Genomic DNA, 14764 nt, shown 5'->3' on the forward strand with positions numbered 1-14764 from the left:
CTGCATCGCCATGCTGGCCGATGACCTCATCTGTCTTGTCGAATCGCAGCCGCCTGTCGATCTGAACCGGCTGGGCGAGCATCTGCCTTACGACTGGATCGAGAACACGGTTCAAGCCACGGGCGTGGCCAGCATCCGTCGGCGACGTTTGCCCGCGCAGCAGGTCGTGTGGCTGGTCATCGCGCTGGCGCTGTACCGTCATCAATCGATCAGCGAGGTCGTGGACGAGCTTGATCTCGCCTTACCTGCACGCGATGCGTCATTTGTCAGTAAAAGCGCGGTGACGCAGGCGCGGCAGCGCACCGGCGCCGCGCCGCTGGCGTGGCTGCTTCGCGAGTCGGCCAGCAACTGGGCCGCCCAGGATCAGGCGCAATATCAGTTCAAAGGCTTCTCGCTGTACGCCATGGACGGCACGACGTTGCGCACGGCCGACAGTGCGGCCAATCGAGATCATTCCGGTGCGCCGGCGTGCGTACACGGGCGGGTGGGAAGTTATCCCCAGTTGCGCGCCGTGACGCTCACCGCCATTCCCACGCACCTGGTGCGCGACGTCGAGTTCGGCCCGTACGACATCAACGAGATGCCATCGGCTGGCAAGCTCATCCCACGTGTACCTGAGAACTCCATCACAGTGTTCGACAGAGGATTCCTGTCGGCGCAGATCCTGTGCAACCTGGTTGCAGGCGGCCAGAACCGGCATTTCATCATTCCCGCCAAATCCAATACGTGCTGGGACGTGGTGACAGGTCAACCCGGCGACCAGATGGTACGGATGCGCGTGTCGCCTCAGGCCCGCAGGAAATGCCCCGGGTTACCCGAGTTCTGGCAGGCGCGTGCGGTTCTGAGCGTCGATGCACGCGGGCGTCAACGCACCCTGCTGACCTCGCTGACCGACCGAAGACGCTTCAAACCGGCAGATATCGTTGCGTGCTACGAGCGTCGCTGGCAGATCGAGACCAGCTATCACGAGTTGAAGCAGTCCATGCTGGGCATGGAGCTGACCCTTCGCAGCCAGACCGTCGAAGGGGTCTACCAGGAAGTGTGGGGCACCCTGATCGCCTACAACCTGATCCGACTGGAAATAGCAAAAGCCGCACTGGAAGCCCGGTGTGCGCCAGAAGCGTTGAGCTTCATCCGTGCATTCCACACCATCCAGTACGAAATGACATGGGCCGCCGCAACACGCTCGTACGGCAAGCTGCCCGCCTTGCTCACGCGTCTGCGCGAACGCCTCAAGCAACTTCCCAACGAAAAACGGCCCGGGCGCTGTTGCGCTCGGGCCGTTAAATCCAGACCTTTCCGTTACACCGTTCGATACCTCAAAAGAGACCTTAACTGAACGGCATTAGGGCGTTGGCCCCGTTTTTTATTGCCTGAACCAGAAGCGCGCGGTCAACGCGGATAAATCGCCCCCAGCACGCGCTCGGCGGCGGCGCCGGTGACGGCCGGCAAATTGCCCGGCAGGCGCGCCACGCAACGCATCGCCAGCCACGCGAACGCCAGAGGCTCAACCTGGCTTGGCGGCACGCCGAGGGCGTCGGTGGTCAGCACCGGCACGCCGCTCACGCCGCTTTCCTCCAGCGCTGCCTGCAGCGCCTTCATCAGTTCCGGGTTGCGCGCGCCGCCGCCACAAACATAAACCGCCCTGGCATCCGACGCATGCCGCTCGATCTCGCGCGCGACTGTCACCGCGGTCAGCGCGACCAGCGTTGCTTGCACGTCGGCGGGAGAAAGCGTGGCGAACGGCTGGAGCTTAGCGTCGAGCCATTCGGGATTGAACAGGTCGCGGCCGGTGCTTTTCGGCGGTTGTTGCGCGAAAAAGGGTTCGTCGAGCAATGCGCAAAGCAGCATGCGATCGACTTGACCGCTCGCCGCGAAATGGCCGTTTTCGTCGAACGGTTTGCCAAGATGGCGCTGCGCCCACTCGTCCAGCAGCGCGTTGGCCGGACCGCAGTCGAAGCCGCGTACGCTGCCCGTCGCGTTCAGGATCGTGATGTTGCTGATGCCGCCAAGATTGCAGACCACCCGCGTTTCGTTTTTTGCGCCAAATACCGTGGCGTGAAACGCCGGTACGAGCGGCGCGCCCTGACCGCCGGCTGCGACATCGCGACTGCGGAAGTCGGCGACCACGTCGATGTGCGTCATTTCCGCGAGCAGCGCCGGGTTGTTGATTTGCCGCGTATAGCCTTTCTCCGGCCGATGCCGCACCGTCTGGCCATGCACGCCGATCGCGCGGACCTCGGCGGCGGACAATCTGCCGCTGCGCAGCAGTTCGTGGCAGCACACCGTATAGCGGGTGGCGAGCGCATTGGCCGCCAGCGCCTCGCGTTCAATCTCGTTGTCGCCCGGCTGTTGCAGCGCGAACAGCGCCTCGCGCAAGCCTGCCGCGAAGCCGACGAACGCCTCGGCCCGTACAACCGGCGGTTTCCCTTTGGCAAATTCGACGGCCACGCCGTCCACGCCGTCCATGCTCGTGCCGGACATCAGTCCGAAGTAGACGCCGTCTGCGGGGTCTTGCGCCACGTTGCTGCTCCTCTCGATGGTTCGTTGCGACCGTTTTAGCAGATTATCAGCGCAAGCGAGGCGGAACATAAAGCTTTGCGACGCCGGCCCTGCGCCTGATTTGCGCTTGAATCAGCGGAAATCGGCCGGCGCAGGGTGCGTTGTGGCTGAGTCAGTGGGTGCGGCGGCGCGCATCTATGGGACAATCTCCTTTTTTCGCGACTTCACGTTTCCAGCATGAGCACCGAGTCCATCAAGCCCAGCCCCGCCTTCCCGATCACCGACGAAGTCCGTCACGCGCTCGCCGTCACCAAACGCGGTGTCGACGAACTGCTGATCGAAGACGAATTCGCGCAAAAACTCGCGAAGAGCCAAGCGACCGGCACGCCGCTGCGCATCAAGCTGGGCCTCGATCCGACCGCGCCGGATATCCACATCGGCCACACGGTCGTGCTGAACAAAATGCGTCAGTTGCAGGACCTCGGCCACACCGTGATTTTCCTGATCGGCGATTTCACCTCGCTGATCGGCGATCCGTCGGGCCGTAACGCCACGCGCCCGCCGCTCACGCGCGAGCAGATCGAATCGAACGCAAAGACCTATTTCGAGCAGGCCGCGCTGGTGCTCGACCGCGACAGGACGGAAATCCGCTACAACAGCGAATGGTCCATGCCGCTCGGCGCCGACGGCATGATCAAGCTCGCGTCGCGCTACACGGTGGCGCGCATTCTTGAGCGCGAAGATTTCACCAAGCGTTTCCAGGGCGGCGTGCCGATCTCGATCCACGAGTTCCTGTACCCGCTGATGCAAGGCTACGACTCTGTCGCGCTAAATGCCGACCTCGAGCTCGGGGGCACGGACCAGAAGTTCAACCTGCTGGTGGGCCGTGAACTGCAGAAGCAATACGGCCAGGAACAGCAGTGCATCTTGACGATGCCGCTGCTCGAAGGGCTCGACGGCGTCGAAAAAATGTCGAAGTCGAAGAACAACTACATTGGCATCAGCGAAAAACCGAACGACATGTTCGGCAAGCTGATGAGCATTTCCGACGTGCTGATGTGGCGTTACTTCGAACTGCTGTCGTTCCGCCCGATGGAAGAGATCGCCGGCTTCAAGCGTGAGATCGAAGCGGGTCGCAATCCGCGCGATTTCAAGGTGATGCTCGGCCAGGAAATCGTCGCGCGCTTCCACTCGCAAGCCGATGCCGAGCGTGCGCTCGAAGACTTCAACCACCGCGCGAAGGGCGGCGTGCCGGACGATATTCCCGCCGTGACGCTCGCGGGCGCGCCGCTCGCGATCGGCCAGTTGCTCAAGCAGGCCAACCTCGTGCCGTCGACCAGCGAAGCGCTGCGCAACATCGAGCAGGGCGGCGTGAAGATCGACGGCGCGACCGTGTCCGACAAGGGCCTCAAGGTCGAAGCCGGCGAGTTCATCGTGCAGGTCGGCAAGCGCCGTTTTGCGCGCGTCACGCTGACGGCTTGATGCCCGCGTTTTTGCCGATGCATCCGGAGTCGAGCCGTTGATCGCGCTGATCCAACGCGTGCGGCGCGCGGAAGTGCGCGTCGGCGAACGTGTGACCGGCGCGATCGATGCGGGCCTGCTCGCGCTCGTGTGCGCCGAACGCGGCGACACCGACGCGGTAGCCGACCGGCTGCTGGCGAAGGTGCTCGGCTACCGCGTATTCAGCGACGCGGCCGGCAAGATGAATCTGTCCGTACAGAATCTCGATGGCGCCGGGCGCGCAGGCGGTCTGCTGCTCGTTTCGCAGTTCACGTTGGCCGCGGACACCAACAGCGGCCTGCGCCCGAGCTTCACGCCGGCGGCGCCGCCTGACGAAGGCAAGCGTCTGTTCGATTACTTCGTATCGTCCGCACGTGCGAAGCATCCGATCGTCGAGACCGGTGAATTCGGCGCCGATATGCAAGTGTCGCTCGTCAACGACGGACCGGTCACGTTCTGGTTGCAGACACACGCCTGAACTGCCGCTGACGCTTCTCGCCCAACGGCGCGCATCAACTTCACCTACCGCTTTTTGCGACAATAGCGGCTCGGCATAACCGGCTACTGGCGCCCACGCTCATCCCATGACCACGCAGATTCTGTTTATCCGGCACGGCGAGACCGACTGGAACCGCATCAAGCGCATTCAAGGGCACATCGACATTCCGCTCGCGACAACCGGCCTGGCACAAGCGCAACGGCTCGCGCGCCGCATCGCGGACGATGCAAAGCAGGGCGCGCGGCTCGATGCGATCTATTCGAGCGATTTGCAACGCGCACAGCAAACGGCGCAACCGATCGCGGATGCGCTCGGCTTGCCGCTGCAACTGCGCGAAGGCCTGCGTGAGCGTTCGTATGGTGCGTTCCAAGGGCATGACAGCGACGAGATCGCCGCCCGTTTTCCCGACGAGTATGCGCACTGGCAAACCCGTGATCCGGGTTTCGCGCCGCCGGACGGCGAATCACAACGCGCGTTTTACCATCGCGTGCTGCACGCGATCGAGCCGGTCGTTGCCGCGCATCCGGGCGGCCGGATCGCGTGTGTCGCGCATGGCGGCGTGCTGGATTGTGTGCGCCGGTTTGCTAGCGCTTTGCCGCTCGACGCGCCGCGCAATTACGCGTTGCTGAACACAAGCGTCAACGTGGTGGATTTCGATGCTGGAAAGGCAACGATCGTTTCGTGGGCAGACGTCGCGCATCTCGATGCAGCCAGCGAGGACGACAGCTTCAGGAAAGTGCAGGAGCCGGGGCGTTAATCTGTACGAGTCGGTTGGCGCGGGTCAGTTCGATTTTCGCGCGGCGGCAACGCGCCGGCCGCGAGCTTCGAGCGGATCCTTGCAGCGAGCAATTGCGCGAGACCGCCGCGAGAGGTGGGCTGCCTGGCTTGATCGGAAATCGCTAGATCGGCCTCACGCGAGGGATAACCGGCTCAGGACGCGGCCGAATCCCACAGTCCGGGCACAGGGCTCGAAGCATCAGGCGCTGCGAGACCGAAATGGCGATACGTCAGCAACGTGGCAACCCGGCCGCGCGGCGTGCGCTGCAAGAAGCCTTGCTGGATCAGATACGGTTCGAGCACGTCTTCGATCGTGTCGCGCTCTTCGCCGATCGCTGCCGCCAGATTGTCGACGCCGACCGGGCCGCCGTCGAACTTGTGCAGGATCGCTTCGAGCAGCTTGCGGTCCATCAGGTCAAAGCCGACCGCGTCGACGTCGAGCATTCTTAGCGCAGCGTCAGCGACCTGCGCGGTGATGTTGCCGTCGGCTTTCACTTCGGCGAAATCGCGCACGCGGCGCAGCAGCCGGTTCGCGATCCGCGGCGTGCCGCGTGCGCGCCTGGCGATTTCAAACGCGCCGTCAGGATGGATCTGCGCATGCAGCAGCGACGCCGAACGCGTGACGATACGCGCCAGTTCCTCGGCGTTATAAAACTCGAGCCGCGCGACGATGCCGAAACGGTCGCGCAGCGGATTGGTCAGCATGCCCGCGCGGGTGGTCGCGCCGACCAGCGTGAACGGCTGCAGATCCAGCTTCACGCTGCGCGCGGCCGGCCCTTCGCCGATCATGATGTCGATCTGATAATCCTCCAACGCCGGGTACAGAATTTCCTCGACGACCGGCGAAAGCCGGTGGATTTCGTCGATGAATAAAACGTCGTTGGCTTCGAGATTGGTGAGCAGTGCGGCGAGGTCGCCTGCGCGCTCAAGCACCGGGCCGGACGTTTGCCGCAGATTGACGCCCATTTCCCGCGCAATGATGTGCGCGAGCGTGGTCTTGCCGAGACCCGGCGGGCCGAACAGCAAGACGTGGTCGAGCGATTCGGAACGGCGTTTGGCAGCCTCGATGAAAATTTCCAGCTGACCGCGCACTTTTTCCTGCCCGACATATTCTTCGAGCTGGCGCGGGCGCAACGCGCGCTCGAACGCTTCTTCGTTCGGCGAGACGGGCGTGGCCGCGATGATGCGCTCGGCGGCGAGTTTGTCGGTTTCGATCATGCGGCCATTGTACCGCGCGCGCCCCGAAGGAAGCCCCCTTGGAGGGCCGCCCGTTGCAGAACCCGGCCGAATGGCCAGGGTGAGCGGCGAAGGGCCGTATGCGAAGCTTTACCCATCGGCTGGGGGGGCTAACCGCCGAGGCTCGAGGTTCAGCCTTCGTTCAGCCCTTGGATAGCGCCTTCAACGCGAGTTTGATGCCCTCGGAAACGCCAGTGCCGGCCGGCACGTTCTTGATGGCCGCCAACGCTTCTTTTTCGGAGTAACCCAATGCGATCAGTGCGTTCAGGATATCGGAGGCATGGTCGGATGCCGACGCCGCGCCCGCCATCGCGCCGAGGTCGGCGCCGATCTTGCCCTTCAGTTCGAGGAGCAGCCGCTCCGCCGTCTTCTTGCCGATGCCCGGCACGCGCGTCAGACGCGCCGCGTCCTGCATCGTGACGGTCTGCGCCAGTTCGTGCACGCTCATGCCCGACAGCACCGCGAGCGCCATGCGCGCGCCGATGCCGGTGATCTTCAGCAGTTCGCGGAAGGTCGAGCGCTCCTCGGCGGTGCCGAAACCGTACAGCAGATGCGCGTCTTCGCGCACGATCATTTGCGTGAGCAGCACGACGCGTTCGCCGTTCGACGGCAGGTTGTAGAACGTGCTCATCGGCACATCGACTTCGTAGCCGACGCCGTTGCAGTCGACGAGCAGATGCGGCGGGTTTTTTTCCAGCAGAACGCCGGCAATGCGACCGATCATGGCGGATTCAATCTTGAGAGAAAGGGCGAGTGTAGCGCAGCGGGTGCGCCGCAGGCGCGGCGGCACGCTGCAAAAGCACGGCGAGAAATAATGACGGCGAATCGGGCCAGCGACGCGTGGTGTGTTATGCGCAATCGCGGTTGACCGGCGCGAGGCGGCCCCCTAGACTGAGATCCCTTTTGGCGGGTTCTCGCCCCAACGAACCAAAAGGAGCTTCCATGCTGAGCCTCACCACGCTCGCGCTGTTTGCCGGCGCGTGTCTCGCGTTGACCGCCACGCCCGGCCCCGACATGTTGCTGATCGCTTCACGCAGCGTGAGTCAGGGACGTCCTGCGGGTTTTGCATCGTTGGCGGGCATTCTGGCCGGCACCTACTGTCACGCGCTGGCCGCCGCGTTCGGTCTGTCGCAGCTGTTTCTGGCGGTGCCGCTGGCTTATGACGTGGTGCGGTTCGCCGGCGCCGCGTATCTGCTGTATCTCGCATGGAAAACGTTCCGCACGCAAGGCACCGCGCTGTCGCCGGATGCGTCGATGAGCCGTTATCCGGTCGGTCGTATTTTCCGGCAAGGTCTCTTCACCAATCTGCTGAATCCGAAAGTCGCGTTGTTCGTGCTCGCACTGTTTCCGCAATTCGTGCGGCCCGAGGCTGGCTCGGTGGCGTTGCAGATCATGGTTCTGGCAACCGTGTTGAATGTGATCGGTTTCTGCGTGAACGGGGCGGTGATTCTGATGGCGAGCAAATTGAGCCGCAAGCTGTCGGCGGGGCGCCGGCCGTCGCGGGTGCCGCAATATCTGCTGGGGACCGTGTTTGCCGGGCTTGCCTGCCGGTTGGCGCTGGCGAGCCGGAGCTGAGCGCGACTTCGACTATCCCACCAGGCGCCCGCGCCGCACCCGCAAACCCTTCTTCGCCAGCGACGGCGCAATGCCGCCCAGCGTGCTGAGCGTGCTGCCGCCATGCGCATGGCAGATCGCCATGCCGAGCGCGTCGGCGGCGTCGGTGCTGGGCACGCCGGAGAGGTTCAGCAAGCGCACCACCATCTGCTGCATCTGCTCCTTGGTCGCGCGGCCATAGCCAACCACCGCCTGCTTCAATTGCAGGGCCGTATATTCGGCGACCGGCACACCGCCCGCCACTAGCCCGCAGATCGCGGCGCCGCGCGCCTGACCGAGCAGCAAAGTGGATTGCGGGTTGACGTTGACGAACACCTTTTCGATCGCCGACTGATCGGGCGAATGCTGACGGATCAACGTCGAAATGCCCTCGAAAATGGTGCCGAGGCGCGACGGCAGGTCGGCGTCGGCGGTCTTGATGACGCCGCTCGCGACGTAGCTGAGCGTGTGTCCGCTTTGATCGATCACACCAAAGCCGGTCACGCGCAAGCCGGGGTCGATGCCGAGAATTCTCATGAGGTGCCGCACGTGCGGTAAGGACGAAGTGCTTGCGATACTACAACGAACCCGGCGCATGGCGGCCGGTGTGCTGTGATGTAGCCGGAATAACGGCCGCCGGATGTGCTGAAAGGGGGTAATCGCACATGGAGCGCCGCCGGAATCTCAGGGGCAAAGGAAAACGGCCCGGCAGAAAACTCCGCCGGGCCGCCTCGCTCAAACTAGGCCAGCGACCGTCGCTTCACCAGGAAGCCGGCACCGTCTGCCAAGCCTTCATCCATCAATGCCGGAAGTGACGCACGCCGGTCACCACCATCGCGATATTGTGCTCGTCAGCCGCGGCGATCACTTCGTCGTCGCGCATCGAGCCGCCCGGCTGGATCACGCAGGTTGCGCCCGCTGCCACCACCACGTCGAGGCCGTCGCGGAACGGGAAGAATGCATCCGACGCCACTGCCGAACCGGTCAGCGTCAAACCTGCGTTCTGCGCCTTGATGCTGGCGATGCGCGCCGAGTCCACGCGGCTCATCTGACCTGCACCGACGCCGAGCGTCATGCCATTGCCGCAGAACACGATCGCGTTCGACTTCACGTACTTCGCAACACGCCATGCGAACAGCAGATCGTCCATTTCCTTCGGCGTCGGGTGACGCTTCGTGACGACGCGCAATTCGCGCGGTTGCACGTTCTTCGAATCGAGCGATTGCACCAGCAGACCGCCGCCGACGCGCTTCAGATCGAACGCGTTATGGCCCTCGCCCAAGGCGATTTCCAGCAAACGCACGTTCTGCTTGGCCGCGAACACCTGGCGAGCCGCCGCACTGAACGAAGGGGCGGTCAGCACTTCGACGAACTGCTTGACCACCGCTTGGGCCGCCGCTTCGTCGACTTCGCGGTTGAACGCGATGATGCCGCCGAACGCCGAGGTCGGGTCGGTCTGGAACGCCTTCGAATACGCTTCGTTCGCGTCCGCGCCCACTGCCACGCCGCACGGATTCGCGTGTTTGACGATCACGCAGGCCGGCACATCGAAGGTCTTCACGCATTCCCACGCCGCATCGGAATCGGCGATGTTGTTGTACGACAGTTCCTTGCCTTGCAACTGGTTGTAGTTCGCCAGTGCGCCGGCCGGCACCGACAGGTCGCGATAGAACGCAGCGCTCTGGTGCGGGTTCTCGCCGTAGCGCAGATCCTGCACCTTGTCGAAAGCCAGGTTGAAGGTGGCTGGGTAAGTGTTGCGCGACGAGTGTTGCAGTTCGTCGGTCAGGCTCGTCAGGTAGTTCGTGATCGCGCCGTCGTACTGCGCGGTGTGCGCGAACACCTTGGTCGCCAGACGGAAGTTGGTCTTGTACGCAACCGTGTTGCCGTTCGCGCGCATTTCGTCGAGCACCGTCGCGTAATCGGCCGGATCGACCACCACCGTCACGTCGCGATGATTCTTCGCCGCCGAACGCAACATGGTCGGGCCGCCGATATCGATGTTCTCGATCGCGTCTTCGAGCGAGCACTCTTCCTTCGATACGGTCTGCACGAACGGGTACAGATTCACGACCAGCAGGTCGATCGTCGGGATGTCGTGCTTTTCAAGCGCCGCCATGTGTTCCGGCAGATCGCGGCGCGCGAGAATCCCGCCATGCACCTTCGGATGCAGCGTTTTCACGCGCCCGTCCAGCATTTCCGGGAAGCCCGTGTAATCGGCGACTTCGGTGACGGAGAGGCCCGCGTCCGCGAGCAGTTTCGCGGTGCCGCCGGTCGACAGGATCTTGACGCCGAGGTCCGACAGCGACTTGGCGAAGTCGACGATGCCGGACTTGTCGGAAACGGAGATGAGCGCTTGCTTGATCATGATGAAGACGAAAAGCCGAAGGGAAACGTGGCGGGGCGCCGGGAAACTACAACAAACCGTGCTGTTGCAGCTTCTTGCGCAGCGTATTGCGGTTGATGCCGAGATACTCGGCGGCCAGCGACTGATTACCGCCGGCCTGCTCGAGCACCACCTCGAGCAACGGTTTTTCTACGCACGAAATAACCATGTCGTAGACGTCGTGCGGATTGGAGCCGTCGAGGTCCTGGAAATACATTCCCAGGCTGTCGCGGACAGATTGTTCGATATTGTTCTTGCTCATGCTGCTAGTCGGTCGGTTTGGTCCGGCTCGCCGTCGTTCTTGTTGAGCGTTTCTTCGACGTAGACGAGGCGGTCGGAAATCGCCTTTTGTGCGTCGAAGAACTCGTTGACGGCGAGGAGTTGTTCGCGCGTGGTGTCCAGCGTATTCATGCGATGCCGGAACACGTTGGCGCCAGAAAGGCCGCGAGTGTACCAGCCGATGTGCTTGCGCGCAGTGCGCACACCCGTAAATTCGCCGTAGAACGCATAGTGATCCTCGAGATGCTCGTTCATCACCTGCTGGATTTCGTCGATGCGCGGCGGCGGCAGCAACTCGCCCGTTTGCAGGAAATGCTCGATCTCGCGGAACAGCCACGGGCGCCCCTGTGCCGCGCGGCCGATCATGATTGCATCGGCACCGGTGGCGGCGAGCACCTCGCGCGCTTTTTGCGGCGACGTTATGTCGCCGTTGGCGACCACCGGAATGCGCACCGCCGCCTTCACCGCGGCGATGGTCTCGTATTCGGCGTCGCCGTGATACAGGTCGGCGCGCGTGCGGCCGTGCACGGTCAGCATTGAAATGCCGGCGGCTTCGGCCAGACGCGCAACGGTCAAGGCATTTTTGTTGTCGCGGTCCCAGCCGGTGCGGATTTTCAGCGTGACGGGCACCGCATCGGGTCCCGCGCCCACCGCGCCGACCACCGCCTCGACGATGCGTTGCACCAGCGGTTCGTTCTGCAGCAGCGCCGAACCGGCCGCGACGTTGCAGACTTTTTTGGCCGGGCAACCCATGTTGATGTCGATGATCTGCGCGCCGTTGGCGACGTTGTAGCGGGCCGCTTCGGCCATCATGGCCGGATCGGCGCCGGCGATCTGCACGGCGATCGGCTCGACCTCGCCCGCGTGGTTGGCGCGGCGCATGGTCTTCTCGCTTTTCCACAACTGCGCGTTCGACGCGACCATTTCCGACACCGCATAGCCTGCGCCCAGCCGCTTGCAAAGCTGCCGGAATGGCCGGTCGGTCACGCCCGCCATCGGGGCGACGAACAGGTTATTACGCAGATTGTGGGGGCCGAGAGTAGGCATGACGTGGTCGCGCGCGCAGCCGATTGTTTCAGTTTCTTTTCAGATTTTGTCAATCGGAGCGTTCGCGAAATGCGAGGGAAAACCGCTATTTTAGCGTTAACGGATAGCCGGCACCTGACTTGAGCCTGTTGTAACTCATTAAATCTTCTATGAAAGTGCTCCGGTTCATAGAACCGGCACCGCTCGCGCGCTGCGTCGAGATGACAGCACAGCGCGAGCGGGCTGCGCGCTCAGCGGCGCTGGCCGAACATCATTTGCCGTGCCAGCGCGGTTTTCACCGGCGGCACGAATTCGAGCGCGATGAGGGCGAGTCCGCGCACGATCGCCAGAGGCGGGAAGTCGACGGTGAAGAGGCGCGCGAGCGTGTCGGTGGCGCCGATCGTCAGACGCCGGTCCAGCGCGCGGCGCTGGGCGAACTCGGCCAGCGCGAGCGGCGTGGCACCTTCTGCCGACAGCGCGTCGGCGAGCGCGTGCGCGTCACGCAGGCCGAGATTCAGACCTTGACCCGCCACCGGATGCAGTGTCTGCGCCGCGTTGCCGATCGCGACCACGCGGCCTTTCACCAGCGTATCGACCGTGTTCAGCCCCAAGGGAAACGACGCGCGCCCTTTGATCTGCGTAAAGCGGCCCATGCGGTCGCCGAAGGCGGCGCCGAGTTCGCGCAGGAATACCTCGTCGGAGAGCTGCGTGCGGCGCGCGGCTTCGCCGGGCGCGCAGCACCAGACCAGCGCGTAGTCCGCGCCGCGCACGCCGCCCATCGGCAGCAACGCGATCGGCCCTTGCGACGTGAAGCGCTCCCACGCAACGTGCGGTTGCGGTGCCGACACGCTGACCGTGCCGACCAGCGCGGTTTGCCCGTAATCGCGCGTGCCGCCGTTGCCGGCGCCTTTGCCGGTTTTCTGGTCGCCGAACAAACCGCCCTCGGCGTTCACCAGAATGCGCGTGCGCAGATGGCGCGTGACGCCCGCGGTTTCGACCGGCAGCGTGACGCCGTCATGCTCCTGAACCGGCGCTGACGCGGAAGTCGAGCGGAACCAGTGCACCGGACTTGCGTGGACCGCTTCGGCGAGCCCATGCACGATCGAGCCGTAGCGCAGCACGTAACCGAGCGCCGGCAGGCCGTGTTCGCTGTGATCGATCAGCGTGCGGCCGAAATGGCCGCGCTGGGATACGTGGATGCGCTGGATCGCGGTGGCGTCGGCGGGCCAGCGCAGCGGTTCGAGAATCATCCGGCTGCCGTGCGACACGGCAATCGCGCGCGGATCGGCGATCGAGTCTTCCGGTTCGCGCGCGTCGATCAGCGCGATTTTCAGCGCCTGCGTCGCGCTGCGGCGCGTCAGCCATCCGGCCAGCGCGAGCCCCACCGGGCCGGCGCCGACGATCGTCACGTCGAAATCGAATGAGGCGTCGGACGCGGCGGGTTTCAGAATGACAGCCGGCTGGGAAACGTCGTTCATTGCGGGTTACTTCCTTGCTTCATGGGCCGCGCGGGCTTCCTGCATCAGCGCTTCGATCTCGTGGACGGCCACCGGCACGTCGCGCGTGATCAACTCGCAGCCTGTCGCGGTGACGATCGCGTCGTCTTCGATGCGGATGCCGATGTTCCAGTAGCGCTGCGGCACGCCTTCGGCCGGACGGATGTATAGACCGGGCTCGATGGTCAGCGTCATCGACGCTTGCAGCGTGCGCCACGGCAGCGCGCCCGCTTCGTCGCGCGGCGCGCCGCGCTCGCGATAGTCGCCGCAATCGTGCACATCCATGCCGATCCAGTGGCCGGTGCGGTGCATATAGAACGGCGCATAGGCGCGCTCGGCGATCACGTCGTCGACCGACTTGAATTTCGTGCGGTCGACGATGCCCGTGTCGAGCAGGCCCTGCGACAGCACACGCACGGCGGCCTGGTGCGGATCGTCGAAGCTGGCGCCGGCGTGGGTGGCGTCGACGGCAGCCTGCTGCGCGGCCAGCACGATGTCGTACAGTTCGCGCTGCGCCGGCGTGAAGCGGCCACTGGCGGGGAACGTGCGGGTGATGTCGGACGCGTAGCCGTCGAGTTCGCAGGCCGCATCGATCAGGATCAGGTCGCCGTCCTGGGCGATGGCGTTGCCGGCCGGGTAGTGCAGCACGCAGGCGTTCGCGCCCGCGGCGACGATCGACGTGTAAGCCGGCGCTTGTGCGCCGAATTTGCGGAAGGTGTACAGCAGCTCGGCTTCGAGTTCGTACTCGCGCACGCCAGGCCGGCACGCGGCCATCGCGCGGCGATGCGCCTGTGCGGAAATTTTTCCTGCACGGCGCACGATCGCGAGCTCGTGATCATCCTTGATGAGCCGCATGTCGTCGAGCAACGGGATGAGGTCGCGCGCGGCGGTGGGCGCGGCGACGCCGCTACGGCCCTGCGCGCGCACCGCGTCGAGCCAGCCGCGTACCTGTTCGTCCAGTTGCGCGGAAGTGCCGAGCGCGTAATGCAGCGACGGCTTGTCCGCCAGAATGCGCGGCAGTTGCGCATCGACTTCGCCGATGGCGAATGCGGCGTCGAAGCCGAACGCCTCACGCGCGCCCTCCGGGCCGAAGCGGAAGCCTTCCCACGTCTCCCGCTCGATGTTCTTCGCGCGGCAGAACAGGATCGAAGCCGGCTCGCCCGGCGCGGCGCTTGCGTCGAGCACCAGCAGCGCCTCGGGTTCGGTGAAGCCGGTGAGATAGTAGAAGTAGCTGTCGTGCCGGTATGGGTAATCGGCGTCCCGGTTGCGCAGCTTTTCCGGCGCGGTGGGTACGATGGCGACGCCGCCGCCCGCTGCGCGCAGCGCGGCGAGTACGCGCTCGCGGCGCGTGCGGTAAACGTCGATGGCGATGGTGGGTTCGGTCGGCTGGTTCATCGTGCGATTGTAGCGCCCAATGCGCGGACTTTTTTTGTGCGGATACGGATGATCGAGGTGGCGGAGCTTGCCTCGCGC

General features: G+C 64.4%; 14 protein-coding genes. 5 read left to right on the plus strand and 9 right to left on the minus strand.

Annotation, left to right across the window (positions count from 1 at the left end; translation table 11 throughout):
* Positions 1-10 precede the first annotated feature (10 nt).
* Positions 11-1339 carry an IS4 family transposase gene (locus WN982_RS03000; RefSeq protein ID WP_341315703.1) on the plus strand — a complete coding sequence of 443 codons (1329 nt, stop codon included), beginning with the start codon at positions 11-13 and terminating at the stop codon, positions 1337-1339.
* Between the two features lie 53 nt (positions 1340-1392).
* Here WN982_RS03000 and WN982_RS03005 read toward each other — a convergent pair whose 3' ends face one another.
* Positions 1393-2523 carry an anhydro-N-acetylmuramic acid kinase gene (locus WN982_RS03005; protein ID WP_341314316.1) on the minus strand — a complete coding sequence of 377 codons (1131 nt, stop codon included), beginning with the start codon at positions 2521-2523 and terminating at the stop codon, positions 1393-1395.
* Positions 2524-2739: 216 nt separating this feature from the next.
* On the opposite strand from WN982_RS03005, the gene tyrS reads away from it, so the two are divergent.
* The 3 genes from tyrS (at position 2740) to WN982_RS03020 (ending at position 5258) form a co-directional block, all read left to right on the plus strand.
* Complete coding sequence (gene tyrS / locus WN982_RS03010) at positions 2740-3984, plus strand: tyrosine--tRNA ligase (RefSeq protein ID WP_341314317.1); 1245 nt, start codon at positions 2740-2742, stop codon at positions 3982-3984.
* Between the two features lie 37 nt (positions 3985-4021).
* Entirely contained in the window at positions 4022-4480 is a 459-nt protein-coding gene (dtd, locus tag WN982_RS03015; protein ID WP_341314318.1) for a D-aminoacyl-tRNA deacylase, read from the plus strand.
* A 106-nt stretch (positions 4481-4586) separates the two neighbouring features.
* Positions 4587-5258: a histidine phosphatase family protein gene (locus WN982_RS03020; protein ID WP_341314319.1), complete on the plus strand. Its 672-nt coding sequence runs from the start codon at positions 4587-4589 to the stop codon at positions 5256-5258.
* Between the two features lie 173 nt (positions 5259-5431).
* On the opposite strand, the gene ruvB is transcribed toward WN982_RS03020, so the two are convergent.
* Together ruvB and ruvA are read right to left on the minus strand one after the other, a co-directional pair.
* Entirely contained in the window at positions 5432-6496 is a 1065-nt protein-coding gene (ruvB, locus tag WN982_RS03025) for a Holliday junction branch migration DNA helicase RuvB (RefSeq protein ID WP_341314320.1), read from the minus strand.
* Between the two features lie 160 nt (positions 6497-6656).
* Positions 6657-7238, minus strand: coding sequence for a Holliday junction branch migration protein RuvA (ruvA, locus tag WN982_RS03030; protein WP_063497311.1), 582 nt, complete (start codon positions 7236-7238; stop codon positions 6657-6659).
* Between the two features lie 218 nt (positions 7239-7456).
* Here ruvA and WN982_RS03035 point away from each other — a divergent pair, with 218 nt between their 5' ends.
* On the plus strand, positions 7457-8089 hold the full coding sequence (locus WN982_RS03035) for a LysE family translocator (protein ID WP_341314321.1): 633 nt from the start codon (positions 7457-7459) through the stop codon (positions 8087-8089).
* Positions 8090-8101: 12 nt separating this feature from the next.
* Here the strand turns inward: WN982_RS03035 and ruvC are convergent, their stop codons facing one another.
* The 6 genes from ruvC to WN982_RS03065 form a co-directional block, all read right to left on the minus strand.
* A complete protein-coding gene (ruvC, locus tag WN982_RS03040; RefSeq protein WP_341314322.1) occupies positions 8102-8644 on the minus strand; it encodes a crossover junction endodeoxyribonuclease RuvC in 543 nt (180 codons plus the stop codon).
* A 262-nt stretch (positions 8645-8906) separates the two neighbouring features.
* Positions 8907-10472 carry a bifunctional phosphoribosylaminoimidazolecarboxamide formyltransferase/IMP cyclohydrolase gene (gene purH, locus WN982_RS03045; RefSeq protein ID WP_341314323.1) on the minus strand — a complete coding sequence of 522 codons (1566 nt, stop codon included), beginning with the start codon at positions 10470-10472 and terminating at the stop codon, positions 8907-8909.
* A gap of 46 nt (positions 10473-10518) precedes the next feature.
* Positions 10519-10752, minus strand: coding sequence for a Fis family transcriptional regulator (locus tag WN982_RS03050; RefSeq protein ID WP_007180440.1), 234 nt, complete (start codon positions 10750-10752; stop codon positions 10519-10521).
* Positions 10749-11816 carry a tRNA dihydrouridine synthase DusB gene (gene dusB, locus WN982_RS03055; protein ID WP_341314324.1) on the minus strand — a complete coding sequence of 356 codons (1068 nt, stop codon included), beginning with the start codon at positions 11814-11816 and terminating at the stop codon, positions 10749-10751. Before dusB ends, WN982_RS03050 begins: the two co-directional genes overlap by 4 nt.
* Before the next feature lie 230 nt (positions 11817-12046).
* On the minus strand, positions 12047-13273 hold the full coding sequence (locus tag WN982_RS03060) for a UbiH/UbiF/VisC/COQ6 family ubiquinone biosynthesis hydroxylase (protein ID WP_341314325.1): 1227 nt from the start codon (positions 13271-13273) through the stop codon (positions 12047-12049).
* A 6-nt stretch (positions 13274-13279) separates the two neighbouring features.
* Positions 13280-14686 (minus strand): aminopeptidase P N-terminal domain-containing protein, encoded by a 1407-nt coding sequence (locus tag WN982_RS03065; protein WP_341314326.1) that lies wholly within the window; start codon positions 14684-14686, stop codon positions 13280-13282.
* Positions 14687-14764: the final 78 nt, after the last annotated feature.

It is taken from the genome of Paraburkholderia sp. IMGN_8 (assembly GCF_038050405.1).
In the GTDB taxonomy this organism is placed as follows: Bacteria; Pseudomonadota; Gammaproteobacteria; order Burkholderiales; family Burkholderiaceae; genus Paraburkholderia.